Genomic DNA, 21550 nt, shown 5'->3' with positions numbered 1-21550 from the left:
CGCTCATGACAGATTTTTCCCCATATCTGCCCGGCTTTGCGTCCAGTTGCCCCAACGTCCGGCTAGATGGCCTGCGTTGGTGCGCTGCACAAGCCCTTCGAGACACCACTTCGACAAGCTCAGTGGTTCCTCAGGATGAGCGGAAATGAGGAACGGCTGGCTGCTTGGTCGGAACCCAGCCTCATAATAAGCATATGGCGAGGCCAGAATATTCTCCTCCCCGCGCATCCTGAGGAGGGGCTGAGCCTGGCGAAGACCCGTCTCGAAGGATCGGCTGCGCCCTTCGAGACGCCACTTCGACGAGCTCAGTGGCTCCTCAGGATGAGCGGGTGGTGGGGCTAGGCGCATGAAGGAGGTCACGCCCCTGCCCCATAAAATTGATGGATCAGCGTTTCGCTCAGCGGCACGTCGCCGCGTTCGAGGGTGGCGCGGAGGTTGGCGGGGGCGTCGGTGCGGGTGGCGTCGACGATCAGGCGCCAGCGGTTCGGCCGGCCGACGACCGGGTAGCAATCGACCGAGAGCAGCTTGCCGCGATCGAGCGTGACCGACGCGGTGACGCCCGAGCCGCGATCATAGCCCTTGAGCGAGGGCCCCTCGAAATCGGCGACCAGGCGGCGGGCATTGGGGATGGGATCGGTGCCGGGGCGGCCCGCGGTGCCCGTCCAGCGCTCGACCACCCGGGCGAGCTTCGGCGCATCGGGTTCGCCGGCGATCCAGCGCAGGCGATAGTCGAAGGCGAAGCTGCTCCCCGCGCGGGCCGGGCGGGCCGGGGTCCAGAAGGCGACGATATTGTCGTCGGTCTCGCGGCTGGTCGGTATCTCGTAGAGCATCACCGCGCCCGGGCCCCAATCGCCCCTGGGCTCGACCCAGAGGCTGGGGCGCTTTTCGTAGAAGACGCCGTCGTCCTGATAATGATCGAAGGCGCGGTCGCGCTGGAACAGGCCGAAGGCGCTGGCTCCCTTGCTGTCGGCAAAGCTGTTGATGGTGGCGCGCGGCGGATTGCCGAGCGGACGCCAGATCCGCTCGCCCGCGCGGTTGTGAATGAGGAGGCCGTCCGAATCGTGGATTTCGGGCCGCCAGTCGATCCGCTGCGCGGGGTTGCCCTCGTCATACCAGAACATGCTGGTGAGCGGGGCGATGCCGAGTCGTTCGACGTCGCGGCGCAGATAGAGCGCCATCGAGACGTCCTGGACGATCTCGCCCTGCCCCGCCTTGCCGCCGCTATGGTCGCGGTTGACGAAGCGATAGGCGCCGGTGACGCTGGGCCCTTCGAGCAGGGCGTAGACGGTGAGACCCGCCCCGCTCTCCGCGCCGCGCTCCAGCCAGAAGCTGGTGAAGACGGGGAATTCCTCACGCCCGTCGATACCGGTATCGATCGCGAGGCCGCGCGCCGAGAGGCCATATTGGTGGAGCGCGCCCGCCGAGCGGAAATAGGAGGCGCCCTGGAAGGCGAGCCAGTCCCCCACCCCGCCCTTGTTCATCACCCGGAAGCCCGAGACGCCGGGGACGATGGCGGGCGCAGGGCCATTACCGGCCGCGACCGCGAACATATCCTCGCTATGCTCGATCAGGCGGGCGCGGCCATTTTCGACGACCGAGATCGCGACGGGCGCGGCGGCATAGCGGCCGAGCGGGAAGAGACGGACCGCATAGCCGTCGTCAGGGAAGATCGCGCGATCGGAGCGGAAGCTGATGCGGTTGGCGGCGTCATAATCGACCGCATGGGCGCGCGAATCAGGCTGCGGCAGCGGCCGCGCCGGGCCGCGCGCCAGGGTGGCGGCATGGGCGCGGAGCCAATCCCAGCTGAACGGCTGGCCCGCGCCGCCCGCCCCGCCAGCCTTGCGCGGCGCGGCGGCGAGCGCGTTGCCGCCGAATGCGAGGAGCGCGCCGAGCAGCGCGATGCTTTGCCGTCTGTCGATCATATCCGCGGTTTTAGGCCCTCGTTTCACCTGCGGTCCAGACTCCGGCGGGGCCGCGATGGTTCCCGTAGCGGGGCAAGATGAACGGGGGCTGTAGGCCGGACTTTCCTGCGGTGGCGCGCCGCCCGGGCCGGACGGGCCGCGCCGTTGCATGGGGTCGTTGTCGCATTTTCGATGTTTTTTATTTTCGGCCGCCTCCTTCGCTGCCCGCTCCGCCGCCTCGTCCGCCAGCGCGCGGCGCATGGCGGCGGGGCCGGTGGCGCGGACATAGGCGGCGATCTCACGCACCCGCGCCGAATGCCAGCCATGTTTCCAGGCATTGCGATTGCCACGCGGCGCGCCGCTGCCCGCGCTGCCGCCATGCATCCGGCACCGCGCCTTCCCCGTAACGGCGGGCGACCGGCACGGCGCGCCTGAGCGGGTGCGCGCACCACAGCGCGGCGCGGCGGCGAGCGAGAGGGGTTCGGGTGCCTTGGGTTTGGGATCGAGGATTTGTAGGGATTGTAGGGTTTCGACGGCTGGGCCTTCCGCCGCAGCCGCGCCGCTCATTCGGCGGCGTCGTCCTGCGCCGGGCGCAAAGCCTTCTGCGCCTTGGCCATCGCCACCAGCGACGCGCTGCAATTCGACTGCGCCCGCAGCGCAAGCCGGGCGAAACGCTCGCCGGTCAGGGGATATTGCGGAAGGTTGGTGGCGGCATGGTCGACCAGTTCGGTGAACATGCCGTCGAGGGTGAGCGCCTGCGTCATGAGCATTTCGCTCATCTGGGTCATCGGTTCGGACGCGCCCCCGCGATTGACCTTGCGGGATGACGCCTTGGGCTTGGTCATACTGTTCATCAGATGCCTTTCGCGGGCGAAGTGTCTAGCATTGACGACGGAAAAAGGCAAGAACAAAAAAAGAACATTTTTGTGTGATATATCGCTTTATGGCCGCGAAGCGCACTTATACGCCCGTTGTGACCTTAATAGTGGTTTACCGAAACCCGATGGTGGTCCGTGGGTGGTGATTAGGCGCCAGCGGCGGCAAAATAGGCTTTGTCGATCTCGCCATTCGACATATCGATCGCAGGCGCGGGAGGCGATCAATAGAGATGCAGGACCATGAGTTGACCTGTTCGTCGCTCTATTATATGTTCTTATAATGTTCCATCCAGGAGCCATCGATGTCGAATAACCAAGGCAGGGCTTGGCTGACTGGCCTCCTGAAGGTTGCCGGTGTAGTTCTGCTTTGCCTCCTTTCCGGCGTGGTTGGTGGCGGATTAACCCGCCATTTCGGCACCAGCAGCTACACGCTTTCTTATGCCGATTTTATATCGATCATGCTGACCGCCGTTTCACTGTTGATGACAGTGCTCGCTATCTTTCTAGCCGTGTTCGGCTTTGTCGGCTGGACGACAATCGAGCAAAAGGTCCATTCCAAGACGGAAGACTTTCTGACTACCGGTTTTGAAGGTGACGGTCGACTGATGGAGATGCTCAACGAGCGGATGACGACGGCCGCTGACGCCAAAGCTGACGAAATAATGGAAATTATTGAGAAGCGGGTGGTGGAAGAGACGACCTATTTCTCGTTCATGGGTGTCGATCCAATCGACTCTGAGGCAGACGACAAGGATCAGCCCGAGGGCGAAGATCATGCGGAGGGCGATCAAGAAAAATGACGCTGGCGTTTGCCGATAGGGTTCGAGCGAATGAAGCTGAGATCGTTGCTCGCTTCACGGCCATTTTTCCGGTTAAGGTCGGTCAGCTAGCCACCGAACTTGGCCTGAAGGTAGTTCGTGCGCCGCTCCCGCCGAAAATATCCGGGTTGATCCAGCCTTCGAGCGACGCCGCAGCTGGGTTCGAAATTCGGGTCAATAAGTATGAGATGCCGGAACGGCAGCGCTTCACCGTAGCACACGAGATCGCCCACTATCTGCTGCATCGTGACGACATTGGATCGGGCGTGGTCGATAGCATCATGTACCGGTCGAACCTCACTTCTCGCAAGGAAACGGAGGCCAACCGGTTGGCAGCGGATATCGTTATGCCAGCCCATGCGGTGAGCCGGGAATTAGACCGCCTAGGCGGGAGCCGGACGGAAGAAGCCATTGAACAGTTGGCTTCTATATTCCGTGTATCAGTTCCTGCTATGAAAGTGCGCTTGGGAGTTGCCTAGAGGGCATAGATGCTGGAAAATTATCCTTACTGCCCGACGTTACACGCTAGGGTTGCCGAAATTAAGGCTTTGGGTCAGCTACCCGCTGCTACCAAGGATCGCATCTTTCCAGTTATTGTTGCGCGTCCTTGGCCGAACGCCAAGCATCTTGTTCGAACTTGGGAGAAGATTGCAGAGGCAATCGGCAACCGGCGATTTGCTCTCGATTTGGATGCTACCAAACGGAACGCTGGAGGCGATCGTCCAGCTTGTGCCGAGTTTGACGATCTGTTTCTCAGTCGAAACGGCTTCGCCAACTACTACGATGCGGTAAGCGACATTGCCGAGGCTATACCCGTCCTTCGGATTCAAGGTGGCGAAGCGCCCCAGCTTGATGTTCAAGCCGCCCATATCGACAATTTGGACCGGGGCGTAGTGGTGCGTATTGAACATGACGCCGTTCGCGATCCGATTTCCTTAGTCGATCAGGTATTAGCTCGGTTCGCCGACGTCTCCTTTTTCATTGATACCGGTTGGTCGCGCGACCTTATTCGTCACGAGATGTGGGCGTCGGCTATTGTTGAACGGGTGTCCCGCGAGCATCCGGAAACGGAACTTGTAATCTCCGGCAGCAGCTTCCCCTCGTCATTCGTGAACATAAATAATCGCGGGGTAATTTCGGTCGAAGAGCGCCACCTATACAATAACCTAGTTAGGCGCCACAATGCCGCTTCTCTCATCTATGGAGATTGGGGAAGCACTCGGCCACCTTCAACTGAACAGATTCCTATGCGCAATGTGCCTAGGATTGATCTTCCGACCTCGAATCAATGGATCACCTTCAGGCGTGATAAAGATCTAGAAGACAACGAGGACTATACCGACATCGCCCAGCGGGTCATTGACGACTCTGAATGGCCAGCCAACCTAAATATTTGGGGAACTTACACCATTAGTTGGACTGCCAGTGGAGAGCCGGGCGCTATAAGGAGTCCTGCTACCGCAGCGGCCGCTCGGATCAATATTCACCTGCATCAGCAGGCATTCTTTGGAGCGAATAACGTCGTGATAGACGGAGACGAACCGTTCACGGATGACTGATCGCTACCTTAATGCCATAAATTAACGTGTCCACTGAGAGGCTGTCTCGCGCTTAGGTCAGCTCTTCGTATGATGTCGGCCCTGGCAAGAGCTGCCCTTCTGTAACCAGCCCAACTTTGGCGATTCACAGAGCATCTCGCTTATACCGAACGGGTCGGCGGTCAACGTCCGCTTTGCTGGTGTCAGCGCCTGGGACCTGCCAGTCCACAGCCGGCGAAAATCCGGACGTCTTTCTAGCCAACTCGTTCCCAGCGCTTCAATAATGGCGCCGGGTGCGCTACAGTGCAGCCGGATATCGGATTCCCCCGATACGCACTCCACCTTCTCCCTTGCCCATGAAGCTTGATCGAGCGGGATGCACCACCGCGGCGATGCCCGCAGAACATGGGATAAGGATTTTTAGATGACCACAAGAAGCTCCAGACCGGCCGATATGTCGCGCGTGCCGGTAAAGCCGTTCCTGATCACGAGCAGCGGGCCGGGCGAGTTTCGGCTGACCGTGCGGAAGACCCGGTATAATTCGCAAAATTATCCGCTCGTCGAGCTCGTTCTTCAGGACGAAGTGTTCCATAGCATGAATGCCGCGCGGGCCTTTGCCCGGGAGCATTTTGGCGCCCAGCCGGGGCAATTCGCGCGCAGCTGAGCCGACGACGCCCCCCATGCGCGCCATGGCCGCGCGGCCGCCTATGCCTTCATCACCGGCAAGACGGTGGCGGGGCTTTCCGATCATGCCGCCGGGCAGCATCGGCGGATCGCGGCGGAGGCGCGGGGGGCGCATCTGAAGGGCTGATGATGGCGGCCGTTGGGCGACGTTCGGCGGGACGCTGCCCGAAATCCATGACGCGAAGGACAAGGCCGATCCGCCGCCAAGCGGGGACGGCCGACATCTGCGCTGCACCACGGCGCTCTCGTTCGGGATCGGCAGATATCCGTCCTGATGCCGGATATTTGCACGAATTATGCGTAAAAGCCGTCCCCAAGCCGCGAAGACCGGGCGGCCGCTCTGATCCTGCTAAAGGGCGTCCGTCCCCGTCGTATCGAGCGCGAGGCTCTCGCTGGCCACGCCATAATAGCTCGCAACGCGATCGGCGTAGCTCTGATCGAACAAGGGTGGATTGTTGGCCCAGCTTGGACCGCCTTCGAGGAGGCGACGGTCGATCGTCACCTGATAACCATCGTTCGCGGGGTCGTAGGCCAGCAATTGGAAAGGCAGCGGGTAATAGGCCTTTCCGATGCCGAGAAAGCCGCCAATGGTGAGCACCGCATACAGCGCCTGGCCGCTGCGCTTGTTGATCATGAAGCTGAAGACATAGCCGATTTTTTCGCCGTCGCGGCTCTTTACGGTCATCTGATCGGCGGCGTTCGACTGGATCAGAAGCTGTGTCGGGATATCGGGCTGGGCCATGAGCGTTCCTTCGTTATCCGCCCATAACCAGGGGAGCAGCGGTCCGGTTCCTGCCGGCGTTCGACAGGTGCAGCGGCTGGCCAGAGCCTCCACATGCTGGACCGCCAATTCCCGATCCGATCCTCGGTTGTCCGGAGGATTGCGCCCGGCCCTTGCGCGTTTAGCGGCTGTTGGCGCGTTCGCCTGACTCCGTACCCAAAAGGGCGTCCTTGGCGGAAGAAACGCCTTTCAGCACCGCCCAACCGACGAAGTAGGTGAACGCCATCGGCACAAGGACGCGCGCGACCGTCGCCGTGGCCGCGCCGATGATTGCCCCGTCCGCCGTCGGATCGTCGCCATCCGCGCCGTCGATCGCGCTTCCGATGAGAGCGCCTAGTGCCGTACTGAGCATATCCAATCTCCGATCCCGCGAAAGACGCCGGACAGCGGTTGTTGTTCCGCATCCGACAAGGTCTCGTTTCTGCAAAAGCCCTTCGGGCCGGGGCGCGCCTGCAAGCGGATGTTGGCCGTTCGCCTTTCTGTCGGCGTGGAAAGCCGGCCGTTTCCTGACGGCCCCGAAGCCGGCGTCGTTTCGGCCAGTGCATCGAACGCCGATATGCGATGCGCCTCGGCAACGAATACCCCGCAACAGGCTTGCTTTCCCGCCCCCATCAATGCCACCTCGCGCGATGCTACCCCATACACGCGCCATGGCCGCAGCGGCCGCCTATGCCTTCATCACCGGCAAGACGGTGGCGGGGCTCTATGACCATGCCGCCGGGCAGCACCGGCGGATCGCGGCGGAGGCGCGGGGAGAGCATCTGCAGGGGTTTGACGGCGACCGGTCGGCGAAGTTCGGCGGGACGCTCCCCGAAATCTATGATGCCAAGGACAAGGCCTATGTGTCGCTGATCGTCGATGGGATGCGGGCGAGCGGCTATGACCGGGTCTCGGACGGGCATTATTCGGTGCAGGTCAGCGAGCGGCAGGTGCAGATCTATGACCATAGCGCGGGGGCGTGGTTCGCGTTCGACGTGCAGGTTCGTTGATGCGGGTTAGCCGGGCTCCTCGTCGGGATGCGCGGGGGTAGCTGAAGAAGAAAAGAAGAAGAAGAAGAAGAAGCTGGATCCCGGATCAGGTCCGGGATGACGGTGTGGGGGATGGGGAGGTCGCGGGATTCGAGTGGTCGCGTGGGCCCGCCCCTCCGCTTGCGGTAGGGGGGGCGGGGTTGAAGCGCGTCAGGCCGCCCCTTCCAGCGCCTCGTTCGCTTCCAGCCATTCGGCCTCGACCGTCTCCAGTTCCTTCTCGACATCGGCGCGCAGCTTCATCAGGTCGCCGGTGGTGCGTTTCGCGTCCGCCGGGCTCGCCGATTTCGGGTCGAACATCGCGCGGTCGATCTCGCTGCGGCGGGCCGTGAGTTTCGCGATGCGGTCTTCCATCGTCTTGACGGTCTTGCGCAGTTCGGCGAGCTTCTCGCGTTCCTGCGCGGCGGCCTTCTTGTCCTTCTTGCCGCCAGCCTTGCCGCCGCCACCCGAGCCGCCTTCGCCGCCGCCGCCCTTGGGCTGGTTCTTGCCGAGGATCAGATCGGTGTAATCGTCGAGGCTGCCGGTGAACTCCTTCGCCTCGCCGCCGTCGACGAGGACGAGGCGATCGGCGGTGAGTTCGATCATGTGGCGGTCGTGGCTGACCACCACCACTGCGCCTTCATAGGCGTTGAGCGCCTGGACCAGCGCCTCGCGCGCGTCGACGTCCAGGTGGTTGGTCGGTTCGTCGAGGATCAGCATGTGCGGCGCGTCCCGCGTGATCAGCGCGAGCGCCAGGCGGGCGCGTTCGCCGCCGCTGAGCTTGCCGACCTTGGTGGTCGCCTTTTCGCCCTGGAAGCCGAAGCGGCCGAGCTGGGCGCGGACGGCGCCCGGGGTCATCCCCTTCATCATCCGCGTCATATGTTCGAGCGGGGTATCGTCGCCGTCGAGTTCCTCCACCTGATATTGGGTAAAGTAGCCGACGCGCATCTTGCCGGTGGCGTTCATCGCGCCGTCCATCGGTTTGAGCTGCGCGGCGAGGAGGCGGGCGAGCGTGGTCTTGCCGTTGCCGTTGCGGCCGAGCAGGGCGATGCGATCGTCCGGATCGAGGCGCAGGTTGAGCCGCTGGAGGATCGGCTTGCCCTCGGTATAGCCGACGCTGGCCATGTCCAGCGTGACGAGCGGGGGCTTCAATTCGTCGGGGCTGGGGAAATCGAAGGAGAGGCTGGGGTCCTCGGCCAGCGCGGCGATCGGCTGCATCTTCGCCAGCATCTTGGCGCGCGACTGCGCCTGTTTCGCGGTGGAGGCGCGGGCCGAGTTGCGGGCGATATAATCCTGCAGCTTGGCGCGCTGGGCATCCTGATTGGCCTTGGCGGCGGCGAGCTGGGCGGCGCGTTCGGCCCGTTGGCGCTCGAAGCTGTCATAGCCGCCGGCGTAGAGCGTGGTCTTGCCGCCCTCCAGATGGAGGATGTGATCGACGACATTGTTGAGCAGGTCGCGCTCATGGCTGATCACGACCATCATCGCCGGATAGCTTTTGAGGAAATTCTCCAGCCAGAGCGTCGCTTCGAGATCGAGGTGGTTCGAGGGCTCGTCGAGGAGGAGAAGATCGGGCTCCGAGAAGAGGAGCGCGGCGAGCGCGACGCGCATCTTCCAGCCGCCCGAATAGCTGTCGAGCGGGCGGCCCTGCATCTCCTCGTCGAAGCCGAGGCCGACGAGGATGGTCGCGGCGCGCGCCTCCGCGGTGTAGGCGTCGATCGCCATCAGCCGCTCATAGACCTCGCCCAGTCGGTCGGGGTCCTCGCAGGTTTCGCTCTCGATCAGCAGCGCGGCGCGTTCGGTGTCCGCCGCCAGCACCGCCTCGATCGGGGTGGTGGTGCCGCTCGGCGCTTCCTGGGCGATATAGCCGATGCGGAGATTCCGGGGCTTGTCGAGATCGCCGTCGTCGGCCTCCATGCTGCCGATCATCACCTTCATCAGCGTCGACTTGCCCGCGCCATTGCGGCCGATCAGCCCGACGCGCGCCTTGGGCGGCAGCGCGGCGGAGGCGCGGTCGAGGATCGTGCGGCCGCCGAGACGGACGGTGAGATTCGAGAAATTGAGCATGGGGCGGGCCGATAGAGGATTTTGGGGCGCGGAGTAAGAGGGGCCTTTGGGTCCTCCCAAGGAAGGGGCGGAACGCCGATCCTGGCTTGAAGCCGTGACGCCGCCGAAGCATTAGACGCGCATGATTCGATAAGCGTGAGGGGCCCTTATGACCGATCTCTATCCCGTGCCGGCCGAGTGGGCGGCGAAAGCCAGGGTGACGGAAGAGGATTATAAGCGGCTCTATGCCCGCTCGATCGACGATGCGGACGCCTTCTGGCTGGAGCAGGCGAAGCGGCTCGACTGGGTGTGCTTTCCGACCAGGGCGAACGAGAGCAGCTTCCACGAAGCCGATTTCGGGGTGAAGTGGTTCGCCGACGGGCAGCTGAACGTCGCGGCGAACTGCCTCGACCGGCATCTCGCCGAGCGCGGCGACCAGGTGGCGATCATCTGGGAACCCGACGTTCCCAGCGAGGAGCCGCGGCGCTTCACCTACGCCCAAGTGCATGAGGAGGTCTGCCGCTTCGCCAATGTGTTGCGCGCGCAGGGCGTGGCGAAGGGCGACCGGGTGACCGTCTACCTGCCGATGATCCCCGAGGCGGCGTTCGCGCTGCTCGCCTGTGCGCGGATCGGGGCGATCCATTCGGTGGTGTTCGGCGGCTTTTCGCCCGACGCGCTGGCGGGGCGCATCCAGGATTGCGACAGCAGCATCGTCATCACCGCCGACCATGGCCGGCGCGGCGGCAAGCTCGTTCCGCTCAAGGTGAATGTCGACGCGGCGGCGAAGATCGCGCCGAGCCTGCAGACCGTGATCGTGATCAAGGCGGCAGGCGGCGACGTGCCGATGCAGGACGGCCGCGACATCTGGTATCATGACGCGGCGGCGGAGATGTCGGCCGATTGCCCTGCTGTGGGCATGGACGCCGAAGACCCGCTGTTCATCCTCTACACCAGCGGATCGACGGGCAAGCCCAAGGGCGTGCTGCACACGACCGGCGGCTATCTGTTGTGGGCGAGCCTGACCCATGAGGTCTGCTTCGATTACCGGCCGGGGCAGGTCTACTGGTGCGCGGCGGATATCGGCTGGGTCACCGGGCACAGCTATATCGTCTATGGGCCGCTGGCCAATGGCGCGACGACGCTGATGTATGAAGGCGTGCCGAACTGGCCCGATGCGAGCCGGATCTGGCAGGTGGTCGATCGCCACAATGTCGAGATCCTCTTCACCGCGCCGACCGCGCTGCGCGCGCTGATGAAGGATGGCGACGCGTTCGTCGCGAAGACTTCGCGCAAGAGCCTGAAGCTGCTCGGCACGGTCGGCGAGCCGATCAACCCCGAAGCGTGGCGCTGGTATCATGAGGTGGTCGGCGAAGGGCGCTGCCCGATCGTCGACACATGGTGGCAGACCGAGACCGGCGCGGCGATGATCGCCCCGCTGCCGGGTGCTACCGCCCTGAAGCCCGGCAGCGCGACGCGGCCGCTGTTCGGGGTGGTGCCCGAGCTGGTGGACGCGGAAGGCGCGGTGCTCGAGGGCGCGACCGACGGCAACCTCTGCATCACCCGGAGCTGGCCGGGGCAGATGCGCACCGTCTGGGGCGATCACGAGCGCTTCTTCCAGACCTATTTCAGCACCTATCCCGGCAAGTACTTCACCGGCGATGGCTGCCGCCGCGACGAGGACGGCTATTACTGGATCACCGGACGGGTCGACGACGTGATCAACGTCTCGGGGCACCGCATGGGCACCGCCGAGGTGGAGAGCGCGCTCGTCCTCCACGCCAAGGTGGCCGAGGCGGCGGTCGTCGGTTTCCCGCACGATATCAAGGGCCAGGGCATCTACGCCTATGTCACGCTGAACGCGGGCGAGGAACAGAGCGAGGCGCTGCGCAAGGAACTGCGCGACTGGGTCCGCACCGAGATCGGCCCGATCGCGACCCCCGACGCGATCCAGTTCGCCCCCGGCCTGCCCAAGACGCGCAGCGGCAAGATCATGCGGCGCATCCTGCGCAAGATCGCCGAAGGGGACGTCTCCTCGCTGGGCGACACCTCCACCCTCGCCGATCCGTCGGTGGTCGACGATCTGGTTGCGAACCGGGTGAAGGGGTGAGCCTTCTTCCCCTCTCCCGCCTTCGCGGGAGAGGTTGGGTGAGGGCCTTCTTCTTTTCAGCGTTCCGGCATAGTCTCTACGTCATTCCCTCACCCCAGCCCTCTCCCGCGTGCGGGAGAGGGGGCTTTAGGAGGACAGCATGACCGAAGCGGCCCTGCATTATAATCGCGTTGCCCGGTTCCTGCACTGGACGATCGGCCTGCTGATCATCGGCAACATCATCGGCGGTATCCTCCACGATCCGCTGGGCGAGATCTTTCCGGTGATGCCGATCCACAAGTCGATCGGCTTCGTCGTGCTGGCGCTGAGCCTGTTCCGGCTCTACTGGCGGATCACCCACCCCGCCCCGCCGCTGCCCGAAGCGATGCCGCGCTGGGAGGCTTTCTCGGCGCATGCGCTACACTGGCTCTTCTATGCGCTGATGATCGCGCTGCCGATGACAGGCTGGATCTTCAGCTCGGCGGGCAAATATCCGCTGCAGTTCTTCTGGCTGTTCGACATCCCCAAGCTGGCGGTCGAAAAGGGGTCGCTGCTCGCCGAGGCGACGCACGAGGCGCATGAGCTGCTCGGCATCGGCTGGGGCGTGCTGCTGCTCGTCCATATCGGCGCGGCGCTGCGCCACCATTATATTCTGAAGGATAATATCCTCACCCGCATGTGGCGCGCCGCGCCCGGGGCGTGAGCCCGGTCACGCGCACGCCCGCGCGCTCCGCGGCATGGTCCTGATCATGGGGGCATGTCTGACGGAGAAAGATGATGAAGACCCTCTCGATCACCCTGTCCTTTGCCCTCGCCGCACTGTCGATGCCGGTCACCATGGCGCAGGCCGGCAAGATCAAGGCAACCAAGGACCAGGTCCGCAGCGCGTGCAACAAGGCCGGCGGCGAACTGCTCGGGATCAGCGAATATGGCAGCTATGGCTGCGACAACGGCGCCAATGGCGGCGGCATGATCCTGTGCAACAAGAACTCGGAATGCGAGACCTACACCGCCTCGCGCTCGGTGGCGCAGACGAAGCGCTGGCAGGCACTGATCGGGCAGCGGCCGGTCAAGCGGGGATAGACAGCCCGTTCTTTCGTCATCCCGGCCCATGCAACCATTAAACCGCATATCGCCCGCACAAGCCCGGGATGACGATGTTATATGGTGTACTTCCGATTCAGATGACCCGATGGGCCTAGCTATAGCGCTCCTCGGCCCAAGGGTCGCCGCGCATATGATAGCCGTTCACTTCCCAGAAGCCCGGCTTGTCCGCGCCGAGGAAGTCGATCCCGCCGAGCCATTTCGCGCTCTTCCAGAAATAGAGGTGCGGGATCACCAGCCGCACCGGCCCGCCATGCTCGCGGCTCAGTGGCGCACCCTGCCAGCTGTGGACGATGATCGCCTCGGGCGCGGCGAAATCGGCGAGCGGCACATTGGTGGTGTAGCCGTCATAGCCGTGCAGCATCAGATGGCTCGCCTCGTCGCGCGGGCCGACCAGATCGAGCAGGTCGCGGGTGGCGACCCCTGTCCAGTCATTGTCGTAGCGCGACCAGGTGGTGACGCAGTGGATGTCCGACCGCGCCTGGGTCTGCGGCAAGGCCATGAAAGCCGCCCAGTCGAGCGTCTGCGGCCGGTCGACCAGCCCGCCGATCCGCAGCTTCCACCGCTCCCGGCTGACATCGGGCTGCTTGCCCAGATCGAGCACCGGCCAGTCGCGGACGATATGCTGGCCGGGCGGCAGCCGCTCGCTCTCTGGACGGGCAGTGGTGCCGGTGATGAACTTGTTGCTGCTCGCCCAGGCCCGCTTGGAACGGGTCAGCTTGGTTTCGGGCGGAAGGTCGTCATCGCTCATCGCATGTCTCCCGCTTCAAACCCGCCTTACGGTCGCAACTGCCCCGAACCCCGTACCAGCCATTTATAGGTCGTGAGCCCTTCGAGCGCGACGGGGCCGCGCGCATGGAGGCGGCCGGTCGAGATACCGATCTCCGCGCCCAGTCCGAACTCGCCGCCATCGGCGAACTGGGTCGAGGCGTTGTGCATCACGATCGCGCTGTCGACGCCGGTGAGGAAGCGGTCGGCGGTCGGCTGATCCTCGGTGACGATCGCATCGGTATGGTGCGAGCTGTGGCGCGCGATGTGCGCCATCGCCCCCGCGACCCCGTCGACCAGCGCGACCGAGACGATGCTGTCGAGATATTCGCAATCCCAGTCGGCGTCGCTGGCCGGGTTGATCCGGGGATCGAGCGTCTGGGCGGCGGCGTCGCCGCGCACCTCGCAGCCCGCGTCGATCAGCGCGCCCAGGATCGGCGCGGGATCGGCATAGGCGCGGTCGATCAGCAGCGTCTCGGTCGCGCCGCAAATGCCGGTGCGCCGCATCTTGGCGTTGACGGCGAGCGGCAGCGCCTTGGCCGGATCGGCCGCGCCGTCGATATAGAGATGTACGATGCCGTCGAGATGCGCGAGCACGGGCACCCGCGCCTCGTCCTGCACGCGCGCGACCAGGCTCTTGCCGCCACGCGGCACGATGATGTCGATCAGGCCCTGCGCCGCCAGCATCGCGCCGACCGCCGCGCGGTCGGTGGTCGGAACCAGCTGGATTGCGTCCTCGGGCAGACCGGCGGCGCGCAGGCCCTCTGCCATCGCCGCATGGATCGCGCGATTGCTGTCGGTCGCTTCCGAACCGCCGCGCAGGATGCAGGCATTGCCCGACATCAACGAAAGCGCGCCGGCGTCGGCGGTGACGTTGGGGCGGCTTTCGTAGATGATGCCGATCACGCCCAGCGGCACGCGGACGCGCTGGAGGACCAAGCCGTTGGGGCGGCTGGTCTCGTCGATCATCCGTCCGACCGGATCGGGCAGACCCGCCACCGCGTCGAGCCCCGCTGCCATCCCCTCTACCCGCGCGGGGTTGAGCGTCAGCCGATCGATCATCGCTGCGGTCAGGCCATTGGCCTGTGCGCGCGCCACATCCTTGGCATTGGCCGCGATGATCGCGTCGGCCTGGACGCGGATCGCCCTGGCCGCCTCGGTCAGCGCCCGGGCCTTGTCCGCGGTTGGCGTCGCCGCCAGCACCTGCGCGGCGGCGCGGGCGCGCGCGCCCATGCCCGCGATCAGGGAGGTTGCGTCGGCGGGGCGGAGGAGGGTCGCTGCTTCGGTCATGCGCTGCCCCTAGCATCTCGGGGCTTTTCGCTAAAGCCCACTCGCGCTTGGCCCCACGCAATGCTAGCTTCGCGCCATGTCGGGGGAATTCGAAGCCGTCGCCGATGTCGCCACCGGGGCTGTCGCCGCGCATGCGGTGGATGGCGCAGGCAAGGCCGGCGACCATGGTCATGGCGGCGACTGTCTAAACTGCGGCGCGACGCTGGCCGGGCCGCATTGCCATATGTGCGGCCAGTCGGCGCATATCCATCGCACCGCCGGGGCGTTGTTTCATGACATCGCCCATGGCGTCTTCCATTTCGAAGGGCGCACCTGGCACACCATACCGCTGCTGTTCTGGCGGCCGGGCGAGCTGACCCGCCGCTATGTCCGGGGCGAGCGCGTGAACTTCGTCTCGCCGATGGCGCTGTTCCTCTTCTCGGTCTTCCTGATGGTCGCGGTGTTCGGGCTGGGCGGCGGGCCGCTGATGAATCCCACCGACGCGGCGTCGATGGCGAAGGCGCGTACCGATGCGGCCAACGACCTCGCCAAACTCGAAAAGAAGATCGCGGGGCTGCAGGCCGAAAGGCGGGCGCTGCAGGCCAAGGGGCAGAGCACCGCTGAGATCAACGAGCAACTCGGCGATCTGGCGTCGGACGAAGCCGGGCTTAGGCTGATCACCAAGGGGGTGCTCAAGCCCGCGGTGAAGAGCGAGCCGATCGATGTCGAGAAGGCCGGGCTCAAGACCGGCGTGCCCGGCGTCGACCAGATCATCAGCCATGCCGCCGCGAACCCGGAGCTCACCGCCTACAAGCTCCAGTCGAGCGCCTATAAATTCTCCTGGGCGCTGATCCCGATCTCCCTGCCGTTCATCTGGCTGTTGTTCGCCTTCCGCCGCGACGTCGGCATGTATGATCACGCGATCTTCGCCACCTATTCGCTGTCGGCGATGACCCTGATGGTGGTCGCGCTCAGCATCGCGGGCATCCTCGGCCTGCCAAATGCGCTGATCTGGCTGACCCTGCTGCTCTTCCCGCCCTGGCATATGTATCGCCAGCTGAAAGAAGCCTATGGCCTCGGCCGCTGGGGTGCCTGGTGGCGGATGTGGATGCTGATCTTCGCCGCCTATACGTCGGCGCTGATCTTCTTCATCTTCCTGGTGGCGATGGGGGCCTGACGCTGGAGAGGGGCAAGGCATCCCCTCCTTGATCGTCATCCTGAACTTGTTTCAGGATCCACTCCTCCACCCGAGCAAGCCAAGAGGGGATCGAGCCTGATAGCCAGAGCCTCATGGTTCGGCCTAAGCCTCGCGGTGGATGCTGAAACAAGTTCAGCATGACGGAGGGGTGGAAGGGGGTGCCCTACTTTGGCAGCCGGCAGGTCGGCAGCTTCAGACCCGCAAGGTCCTTGCACGGGCGTACCTGCACCGATCCGTCGATCCCGATGAACGCGGCATAGGCCGCGCCCTTGTCGCACTGCACGGTCCACATCTCGAGATTCTTGTACGGCCCCTGATAGGCGACCGGGCCGATCCGCCTGCAATATTGCGCGTCGTCGAGGACCGCGCGGCGCATCACCGCGCGCTGCTGCAGCGGCGGCAGCTTCTTGAGCTGGTCGCTGAAATCATTCTTCAGCGCGAACGCCGGGCTGGCGGCGAGCAGCGCTGGGATCAGGGCGAAAGCAATCTTCATGGCGCCACCATAAACCAAGTGGGCCGCCCCGCCCAGAGGACGGTGCGGCCCAGATAAGCAACGCTACACTGTTGTCGGCGACGCTCTACACCGCGTCGCTGATCTTCTTGCCGGCGAACAGCGCCAGCAGTGCGAAGATGATGAAGAGAGCGATCGCGATGAAGAACAGGATCTTCGCCAGGCCGACGAATGCGCCGCCGATCCCACCGAAGCCCAGCGCGCCGAGCGCGAGCCCGACGACGAGAAAGATAAGCGCCCATTTCAGCATCGAAATCACTCCCATTGGATGTGGAGTAGAAACGGGCGAGACAGATGCGGGTTCCAATGAATTGGTAGACGTAACGATATCGCGGGCGGCTTATTCCCCCGGCGCGCGCGCCTTGATCGCCAGCGCGTGAATCGTGTCGCGCAGCAGTTCGGCGAGTGCGCCGTTCACCGCGCGTTGCCGGGCGACGCGGTTGAGTCCGGCGAAATGCGGGCTCTCGATCTCCACCGTGAAATGGCTTTCGCCCGACCCGTCATGCCCGGCATGGCCGCGATGTTTCTCGCTGTCGTCAATAACGGCTAGGCGGGTGGGAGCCAGCGCTGCGGTCAGGCGGCGGGAAATTTCGGCGGCGACGGGGCCGGCCGCGGTGGGAAGTTCGTTCATTCGCCCTATATAGACGCATGGAAGAAAGAGGCGAGACTTGAGCGAAGACTTTGCGGCCCGGCGTCCTCGCGCCCGGTTTCATGGACGGATTGAAGACGCGCGGCGCGCCTGCATGCACCCTGGCTGCGACGAGCCGGGAGAGTTTCGTGCGCCCGCAGCGCAAGGGCGGCGATCGGGTTTCGACGGGCCCGGCGACTGGCGATGGTTCTGCCTCGATCATGTCCGCGCCTTCAACAGCGGCTATAATTTCTTCGAGGGGATGAGCGCCGACGAGATCGAGGCGCAGCAGACCCCCTATGCCGGGTGGGAACGCGAGACGCGGGCCTTTTCCGCGGGGGCTGGGGACAAGCCGCGTTGGGCCGATTTCGTCGATCCTCTCGATGCGATCGGCGCGAAGTTCGCACAGGCCGCCGCACGCGAGCGGCCCGACGGGCGGCCACTGTCCGACGGCGACCGGCGGGCGCTGAAGGTGCTGGGACTCGGCCATGATGCCGACCGCCGGGCGCTGCGTACGCGCTATGCCGAGCTTGTCCGCCGCTATCATCCCGATCGAAATGGTGGCGACCGCAGCCACGAGAAGGCTTTGCAGGACGTGATTTCGGCTTATACGCAGCTCAAAGGCCGTCCCGCCTTCGCATAAGCAGCATGATTTTCCGAATAAGGTTCTCGCTATGACCGACCTGCCCAACGTCCAGCCCGACAGCCGCACCGATACGGTGCTGGAGTCGCCCGACAAGATGGTGAAGGTGCGCGACGTCTTCGGCATCGACAGCGATATGGAGGTGCCCGCCTTCTCCGAGGCGGACGAGCGCGTGCCCGATTTCGATCCTGCCTATGTGTTCGATCCGGACACCACCCTCGCCATCGCCGCAGGCTTCGCGCACAACCGCCGCGTGATGGTCCAGGGCTATCACGGCACCGGCAAGTCGAGCCATATCGAGCAGGTTGCCGCCCGCCTGAAATGGCCGTGCATCCGCATCAACCTCGACGCGCATATCAGCCGCATCGATCTGGTCGGGCGCGACGCGATCGTGCTGCGCGACGGCCAGCAGGTCACCGAGTTCCGCGAAGGCCTGCTGCCCTGGGCGCTGCAGACGCCGACCGCCTTGGTATTCGACGAATATGATGCGGGCCGCCCCGACGTGATGTTCGTGATCCAGCGCGTGCTGGAAACCGAGGGCAAGCTGACCCTGCTCGATCAGAACCGGGTGATCCGCCCGAACCCCTGGTTCCGGCTGTTCGCCACCGCCAACACCGTCGGCCTGGGCGATACCAGCGGCCTCTATCATGGCACGCAGCAGATCAATCAGGGCCAGATGGACCGCTGGAACATCGTCGTCACGCTCAACTATCTGCCGGCGGCGACCGAGGCGCAGATCGTGCTCGCCAAGTCGGGCGAATATGACAAGCCCGAAGGCAAGAAGGTCGTCGAGAACATGGTCAAGGTGGCCGATCTCACCCGCCAGGGCTTCATGGCGGGCGACATCTCCACCGTGATGAGCCCACGCACCGTGATCAGCTGGGCGCAGAACGCGCTGATCTTCAACGACGTCGGCTTCGCCTTCCGCCTGTCCTTCCTCAACAAGTGCGACGAGAGCGAGCGGACGCTCGTCGCCGAATATTATCAGCGCGTCTTCGGGAAGGACCTGCCGGAGAGCGTCGTCGGGAAAGCATGACCAGCGTCGATCCATCTCCCCTCCTGCCGCTCGAAGGCGGGTTCAACCTGCGCGACATGGGCGGTTACGCAACCAGCGACGGCCGCACGGTCAAGCGCGGCATGCTGTACCGCTCGGGGGTGATGTCGCTGTTGACCGAGGCGGACGAGGCGCATCTCGCGGGTCTCGGCATCGCCACCGTTTTCGACCTGCGCCGTCCGGGCGAACGCAAGCGCGATCCTACCCGCTGGTGCGAGCCCGCTGGCGCCTTCTACTGGTCGCGCGACCATGGCGAGTCGAGCGGGGTGCTCAGCGAACTTCTCCATGGCCCGGCGCCGACCGCCGATCGCATTCGCGCCATCATGCTCGGCCTCTATCCCGAGATACTGGTGGCTCACGCCGAATCCTATCGCGCGCTGTTCGAGCGGCTGGCGGGCGGCCATGTGCCGCTGCTGTTCAACTGTTCGGCGGGCAAGGACCGGACCGGGGTGGCCGCGCTGCTGATCCTGTCGGCGCTCGGCGTTCCGCGCGAGACGATCGTCGAGGATTATTTGCTCACCAACCGCTATGCCGATTTCGACCGGCTGCTTGCCGCCGGGCGCGCCGGCGCGGATCGTTTTCGTGAGATGGATCCGGCCGTGCTCCGGCCGCTCTTCGCCGCCGACGCCGATTATCTCGACACCGCCTTCGACAGCCTCGATCGTGACCATGGCGGCGTCGACACCTATCTCTCCGCGATCGGCGTCGACGATGCGGCGCGCGCCCGCCTGCATGCGCTGCTGCTCGACTGATGGCCGACAAATCGCCCCTAGAAGATTTTCGCCTCGTCCTGGGTGGCACAGCGCGCGCGATCGCGCGCGAGCCTGAACTCGAGCTGAGCTTTACCGCCGAAGCGCCATCGTCATCCTACAAACAGATTCGGGTGCCGATGCCGCCGCGCAGTCTGCCGGCGCAGGCCGTGGCCGAAGCACGCGGCTTCGCCGATGGTTTCGCGCTCAAGCTGCGTCATCATAGCCAGGCGATCCATGACCGTACCGCCCCGGCCGAGCCGGTGGCGCGCGCCGTCCACGACGCGGTCGAACAAGCGCGGGTCGAGGCGATCGGCGCGCGGCAGATGGAGGGGGTGCGCGCCAATCTGGGTCAGGCGCTGGAGATGCGGCTGCGCTCCGACCCGCTGGTGCGTGCGCGGGTGCGCGAGGAAGTGCCGCTGTCGACCGCGATCGGCCTGCTGGTGCGCGAACGGCTGACCGGTCAGGCCCCGCCCGATATCGCCCTGCCCGGGCTGGCGCTGGTCCGCGACTGGATCGAGGACAAGGCTGGTAAGGACCTCGATGCACTCGAACTGGCGTTCGATGATCAGGCTGCCTTCGCGAAACTGGTCGGCCGGCTGCTCGAGGATCTCGAGCTGACCGAGGGCGAACAGGCGCCCGAGATCGATCCCGAGTCGGGCGAGAATGACGAGGGCGAGGATCAGGACGAAGGCGAAGACCAGCAGGAAGAGGGCGAAGACTCCGGCGGCTCTAGCGATTCGGAGGTCGAAACCCGCGCGGAGCAGTCCGAGGGCGGGGAGGAAGAAGGCGAGCAGCGTCAGCTCGACGAGAATGATTCGTCCGACGCCGACAGCGATTTCGGGGATGACGGCGAAGAGGGAATGATGCCGGTCCGGCCCAACCGGCCGATGTCCGATCTGCCCCCCGGCTTCGACTATCACGCCTATACCAGCCAATATGATGAGGAGATCGCCGCCACCGAACTGTGCGACGAGGAAGAGCTGACGCGGCTGCGCGCCTATCTCGACCAGCAGCTCGTCCATCTCCAGGGCGCGGTGACCAAGCTCGCCAACCGGCTGCAGCGGCGGCTGATGGCGCAGCAGAATCGCAGCTGGGATTTCGACCAGGAGGAAGGGCTGCTCGACGCGGCCCGGCTCGCCCGCGTCGTGATCAATCCCGCCCATTCGCTGAGCTACAAGATCGAGCGTGACATCGATTTCCGCGACACGGTGGTGACGCTGCTGATCGACAATTCGGGGTCGATGCGCGGACGGCCGATCTCGATCGCGGCAATCTGCGCCGACATCCTCGCCCGCACGCTGGAGCGCTGCGCGGTGAAGACCGAGATATTGGGTTTCACCACCCGCGCCTGGAAGGGCGGCCAGTCGCGCGAGGCATGGCTGGCGGCGGGGCGTCCGCCCGCGCCGGGGCGGCTCAACGATCTGCGCCACATCGTCTACAAGAAGGCCGACGAGCCCTGGCGGCGCGCGCGCAAGTCGCTCGGCCTGATGATGCGCGAAGGCCTGCTCAAGGAGAATATCGACGGCGAGGCGCTGCTCTGGGCGCACAACCGGCTGATCGGCCGGCGCGAGGAGCGCAAGATTCTCATGGTGATCTCGGACGGCGCCCCGGTCGACGATTCGACGCTGTCGGTGAATAACGGTTCCTATCTGGAACGCCACCTGCGCCAGATGATCGGCTGGATCGAGAACCGCTCGCCGGTCGAACTTTGCGCGATCGGCATCGGCCACGACGTGACCCGCTATTATCAGAAGGCGGTGACGATCATGGACGTCGAGCAGCTCGGTGGCACGATGGTGGAACAGCTTGCGGGGTTGTTTGATTTAGAAACGCGCTAGGCGCGTTTGCCCTCAAACGCCGGGCGCAGGGCCTCCGCCCTGCTTGGCTTCC

At 64.8% G+C, this 21550-nt stretch carries 23 protein-coding genes; 13 read left to right on the top strand and 10 right to left on the bottom strand.

Annotated elements, in window-relative coordinates; translation table 11 throughout:
* Window positions 1-356 precede the first annotated feature (356 nt).
* Window positions 357-2468 (bottom strand): glucan biosynthesis protein, encoded by a 2112-nt coding sequence (locus ASE00_RS20675; protein WP_235538775.1) that lies wholly within the window; start codon window positions 2466-2468, stop codon window positions 357-359.
* Window positions 2465-2755 (bottom strand): hypothetical protein, encoded by a 291-nt coding sequence (locus tag ASE00_RS20670; protein WP_056383608.1) that lies wholly within the window; start codon window positions 2753-2755, stop codon window positions 2465-2467. The genes ASE00_RS20675 and ASE00_RS20670 overlap by 4 nt, the downstream gene beginning before the upstream one ends.
* Before the next feature lie 326 nt (window positions 2756-3081).
* Here ASE00_RS20670 and ASE00_RS20665 point away from each other — a divergent pair, with 326 nt between their 5' ends.
* From ASE00_RS20665 to ASE00_RS20645, 4 genes are all read left to right on the top strand, one after another.
* The gene (locus ASE00_RS20665; RefSeq protein WP_056383607.1) at window positions 3082-3579 is read left to right on the top strand and encodes a hypothetical protein; all 498 of its coding nucleotides are present in this window, start codon (window positions 3082-3084) and stop codon (window positions 3577-3579) included.
* The gene (locus ASE00_RS20660; protein WP_056383606.1) at window positions 3576-4076 is read left to right on the top strand and encodes an ImmA/IrrE family metallo-endopeptidase; all 501 of its coding nucleotides are present in this window, start codon (window positions 3576-3578) and stop codon (window positions 4074-4076) included. The genes ASE00_RS20665 and ASE00_RS20660 overlap by 4 nt, the downstream gene beginning before the upstream one ends.
* Before the next feature lie 9 nt (window positions 4077-4085).
* Window positions 4086-5156: a beta family protein gene (locus tag ASE00_RS23150; RefSeq protein ID WP_082594870.1), complete on the top strand. Its 1071-nt coding sequence runs from the start codon at window positions 4086-4088 to the stop codon at window positions 5154-5156.
* A gap of 403 nt (window positions 5157-5559) precedes the next feature.
* Window positions 5560-5799: a hypothetical protein gene (locus ASE00_RS20645; protein WP_235538774.1), complete on the top strand. Its 240-nt coding sequence runs from the start codon at window positions 5560-5562 to the stop codon at window positions 5797-5799.
* A 369-nt stretch (window positions 5800-6168) separates the two neighbouring features.
* Here the strand turns inward: ASE00_RS20645 and ASE00_RS20640 are convergent, their stop codons facing one another.
* Together ASE00_RS20640 and ASE00_RS20635 are read right to left on the bottom strand one after the other, a co-directional pair.
* On the bottom strand, window positions 6169-6561 hold the full coding sequence (locus tag ASE00_RS20640; protein WP_056383602.1) for a PRC-barrel domain-containing protein: 393 nt from the start codon (window positions 6559-6561) through the stop codon (window positions 6169-6171).
* A gap of 160 nt (window positions 6562-6721) precedes the next feature.
* A complete protein-coding gene (locus tag ASE00_RS20635) occupies window positions 6722-6952 on the bottom strand; it encodes a hypothetical protein (RefSeq protein ID WP_056383601.1) in 231 nt (76 codons plus the stop codon).
* 298 nt (window positions 6953-7250) lie between these two features.
* Between ASE00_RS20635 and ASE00_RS20630 the strand changes: the two genes are divergently transcribed.
* A complete protein-coding gene (locus ASE00_RS20630; RefSeq protein ID WP_235538773.1) occupies window positions 7251-7589 on the top strand; it encodes a hypothetical protein in 339 nt (112 codons plus the stop codon).
* A 189-nt stretch (window positions 7590-7778) separates the two neighbouring features.
* On the opposite strand, the gene ASE00_RS20625 is transcribed toward ASE00_RS20630, so the two are convergent.
* Window positions 7779-9668 (bottom strand): ABC-F family ATP-binding cassette domain-containing protein, encoded by a 1890-nt coding sequence (locus tag ASE00_RS20625; RefSeq protein ID WP_056383599.1) that lies wholly within the window; start codon window positions 9666-9668, stop codon window positions 7779-7781.
* A 148-nt stretch (window positions 9669-9816) separates the two neighbouring features.
* On the opposite strand from ASE00_RS20625, the gene acs reads away from it, so the two are divergent.
* The 3 genes from acs (at window position 9817) to ASE00_RS20610 (ending at window position 12816) form a co-directional block, all read left to right on the top strand.
* On the top strand, window positions 9817-11754 hold the full coding sequence (gene acs, locus ASE00_RS20620; protein WP_056383598.1) for an acetate--CoA ligase: 1938 nt from the start codon (window positions 9817-9819) through the stop codon (window positions 11752-11754).
* Window positions 11755-11893: 139 nt separating this feature from the next.
* Window positions 11894-12436 (top strand): cytochrome b, encoded by a 543-nt coding sequence (locus ASE00_RS20615; protein WP_056383597.1) that lies wholly within the window; start codon window positions 11894-11896, stop codon window positions 12434-12436.
* Window positions 12437-12507: 71 nt separating this feature from the next.
* Window positions 12508-12816 carry a hypothetical protein gene (locus tag ASE00_RS20610; RefSeq protein WP_056383596.1) on the top strand — a complete coding sequence of 103 codons (309 nt, stop codon included), beginning with the start codon at window positions 12508-12510 and terminating at the stop codon, window positions 12814-12816.
* 115 nt (window positions 12817-12931) lie between these two features.
* Here ASE00_RS20610 and ASE00_RS20605 read toward each other — a convergent pair whose 3' ends face one another.
* Entirely contained in the window at window positions 12932-13588 is a 657-nt protein-coding gene (locus ASE00_RS20605; protein WP_056383595.1) for a sulfite oxidase-like oxidoreductase, read from the bottom strand.
* A gap of 26 nt (window positions 13589-13614) precedes the next feature.
* Window positions 13615-14895 carry a glutamate-5-semialdehyde dehydrogenase gene (locus ASE00_RS20600; protein ID WP_056383594.1) on the bottom strand — a complete coding sequence of 427 codons (1281 nt, stop codon included), beginning with the start codon at window positions 14893-14895 and terminating at the stop codon, window positions 13615-13617.
* A 76-nt stretch (window positions 14896-14971) separates the two neighbouring features.
* Between ASE00_RS20600 and ASE00_RS20595 the strand changes: the two genes are divergently transcribed.
* Window positions 14972-16051 (top strand): DUF3667 domain-containing protein, encoded by a 1080-nt coding sequence (locus ASE00_RS20595; RefSeq protein WP_056383593.1) that lies wholly within the window; start codon window positions 14972-14974, stop codon window positions 16049-16051.
* Between the two features lie 184 nt (window positions 16052-16235).
* On the opposite strand, the gene ASE00_RS20590 is transcribed toward ASE00_RS20595, so the two are convergent.
* The 3 genes from ASE00_RS20590 to ASE00_RS20580 form a co-directional block, all read right to left on the bottom strand.
* On the bottom strand, window positions 16236-16565 hold the full coding sequence (locus ASE00_RS20590) for a hypothetical protein (protein WP_056383592.1): 330 nt from the start codon (window positions 16563-16565) through the stop codon (window positions 16236-16238).
* Between the two features lie 85 nt (window positions 16566-16650).
* Window positions 16651-16833, bottom strand: coding sequence for a DUF1328 domain-containing protein (locus ASE00_RS20585; RefSeq protein WP_056383639.1), 183 nt, complete (start codon window positions 16831-16833; stop codon window positions 16651-16653).
* 90 nt (window positions 16834-16923) lie between these two features.
* Window positions 16924-17214: a BolA family protein gene (locus ASE00_RS20580; protein ID WP_056383591.1), complete on the bottom strand. Its 291-nt coding sequence runs from the start codon at window positions 17212-17214 to the stop codon at window positions 16924-16926.
* Window positions 17215-17251: 37 nt separating this feature from the next.
* Here ASE00_RS20580 and ASE00_RS20575 point away from each other — a divergent pair, with 37 nt between their 5' ends.
* From ASE00_RS20575 to cobT, 4 genes are read left to right on the top strand one after another with little or no spacing between them, the layout of a single operon-like run.
* On the top strand, window positions 17252-17854 hold the full coding sequence (locus ASE00_RS20575; RefSeq protein ID WP_056383590.1) for a J domain-containing protein: 603 nt from the start codon (window positions 17252-17254) through the stop codon (window positions 17852-17854).
* 31 nt (window positions 17855-17885) lie between these two features.
* Complete coding sequence (gene cobS / locus ASE00_RS20570) at window positions 17886-18890, top strand: cobaltochelatase subunit CobS (RefSeq protein WP_056383589.1); 1005 nt, start codon at window positions 17886-17888, stop codon at window positions 18888-18890.
* Window positions 18887-19660 carry a tyrosine-protein phosphatase gene (locus ASE00_RS20565; RefSeq protein WP_056383588.1) on the top strand — a complete coding sequence of 258 codons (774 nt, stop codon included), beginning with the start codon at window positions 18887-18889 and terminating at the stop codon, window positions 19658-19660. The genes cobS and ASE00_RS20565 overlap by 4 nt, the downstream gene beginning before the upstream one ends.
* Window positions 19660-21498, top strand: coding sequence for a cobaltochelatase subunit CobT (cobT, locus tag ASE00_RS20560; protein WP_056383587.1), 1839 nt, complete (start codon window positions 19660-19662; stop codon window positions 21496-21498). Before ASE00_RS20565 ends, cobT begins: the two co-directional genes overlap by 1 nt.
* Window positions 21499-21550: the final 52 nt, after the last annotated feature.

This window comes from Sphingomonas sp. Root710 (genome assembly GCF_001429065.1).
GTDB lineage: Bacteria > Pseudomonadota > Alphaproteobacteria > Sphingomonadales > Sphingomonadaceae > Rhizorhabdus.
The sequence above is the reverse complement of the archived record's forward strand: the minus strand, read 5'-3'. Positions and strand labels throughout refer to the sequence as shown.

Coding starts and splice junctions, on each gene's coding strand:
- ASE00_RS20675 (WP_235538775.1), bottom strand. CDS start 2,468: ATGAGCGGCGCGGCTGCGGCGGAAGGCCCAGCCGTCGAAACCCTACAA.
- ASE00_RS20670 (WP_056383608.1), bottom strand. CDS start 2,755: ATGAACAGTATGACCAAGCCCAAGGCGTCATCCCGCAAGGTCAATCGC.
- ASE00_RS20665 (WP_056383607.1), top strand. CDS start 3,082: ATGTCGAATAACCAAGGCAGGGCTTGGCTGACTGGCCTCCTGAAGGTT.
- ASE00_RS20660 (WP_056383606.1), top strand. CDS start 3,576: ATGACGCTGGCGTTTGCCGATAGGGTTCGAGCGAATGAAGCTGAGATC.
- ASE00_RS23150 (WP_082594870.1), top strand. CDS start 4,086: ATGCTGGAAAATTATCCTTACTGCCCGACGTTACACGCTAGGGTTGCC.
- ASE00_RS20645 (WP_235538774.1), top strand. CDS start 5,560: ATGACCACAAGAAGCTCCAGACCGGCCGATATGTCGCGCGTGCCGGTA.
- ASE00_RS20640 (WP_056383602.1), bottom strand. CDS start 6,561: ATGGCCCAGCCCGATATCCCGACACAGCTTCTGATCCAGTCGAACGCC.
- ASE00_RS20635 (WP_056383601.1), bottom strand. CDS start 6,952: ATGCTCAGTACGGCACTAGGCGCTCTCATCGGAAGCGCGATCGACGGC.
- ASE00_RS20630 (WP_235538773.1), top strand. CDS start 7,251: ATGGCCGCAGCGGCCGCCTATGCCTTCATCACCGGCAAGACGGTGGCG.
- ASE00_RS20625 (WP_056383599.1), bottom strand. CDS start 9,668: ATGCTCAATTTCTCGAATCTCACCGTCCGTCTCGGCGGCCGCACGATC.
- acs (WP_056383598.1), top strand. CDS start 9,817: ATGACCGATCTCTATCCCGTGCCGGCCGAGTGGGCGGCGAAAGCCAGG.
- ASE00_RS20615 (WP_056383597.1), top strand. CDS start 11,894: ATGACCGAAGCGGCCCTGCATTATAATCGCGTTGCCCGGTTCCTGCAC.
- ASE00_RS20610 (WP_056383596.1), top strand. CDS start 12,508: ATGATGAAGACCCTCTCGATCACCCTGTCCTTTGCCCTCGCCGCACTG.
- ASE00_RS20605 (WP_056383595.1), bottom strand. CDS start 13,588: ATGAGCGATGACGACCTTCCGCCCGAAACCAAGCTGACCCGTTCCAAG.
- ASE00_RS20600 (WP_056383594.1), bottom strand. CDS start 14,895: ATGACCGAAGCAGCGACCCTCCTCCGCCCCGCCGACGCAACCTCCCTG.
- ASE00_RS20595 (WP_056383593.1), top strand. CDS start 14,972: ATGTCGGGGGAATTCGAAGCCGTCGCCGATGTCGCCACCGGGGCTGTC.
- ASE00_RS20590 (WP_056383592.1), bottom strand. CDS start 16,565: ATGAAGATTGCTTTCGCCCTGATCCCAGCGCTGCTCGCCGCCAGCCCG.
- ASE00_RS20585 (WP_056383639.1), bottom strand. CDS start 16,833: ATGCTGAAATGGGCGCTTATCTTTCTCGTCGTCGGGCTCGCGCTCGGC.
- ASE00_RS20580 (WP_056383591.1), bottom strand. CDS start 17,214: ATGAACGAACTTCCCACCGCGGCCGGCCCCGTCGCCGCCGAAATTTCC.
- cobS (WP_056383589.1), top strand. CDS start 17,886: ATGACCGACCTGCCCAACGTCCAGCCCGACAGCCGCACCGATACGGTG.
- ASE00_RS20565 (WP_056383588.1), top strand. CDS start 18,887: ATGACCAGCGTCGATCCATCTCCCCTCCTGCCGCTCGAAGGCGGGTTC.
- cobT (WP_056383587.1), top strand. CDS start 19,660: ATGGCCGACAAATCGCCCCTAGAAGATTTTCGCCTCGTCCTGGGTGGC.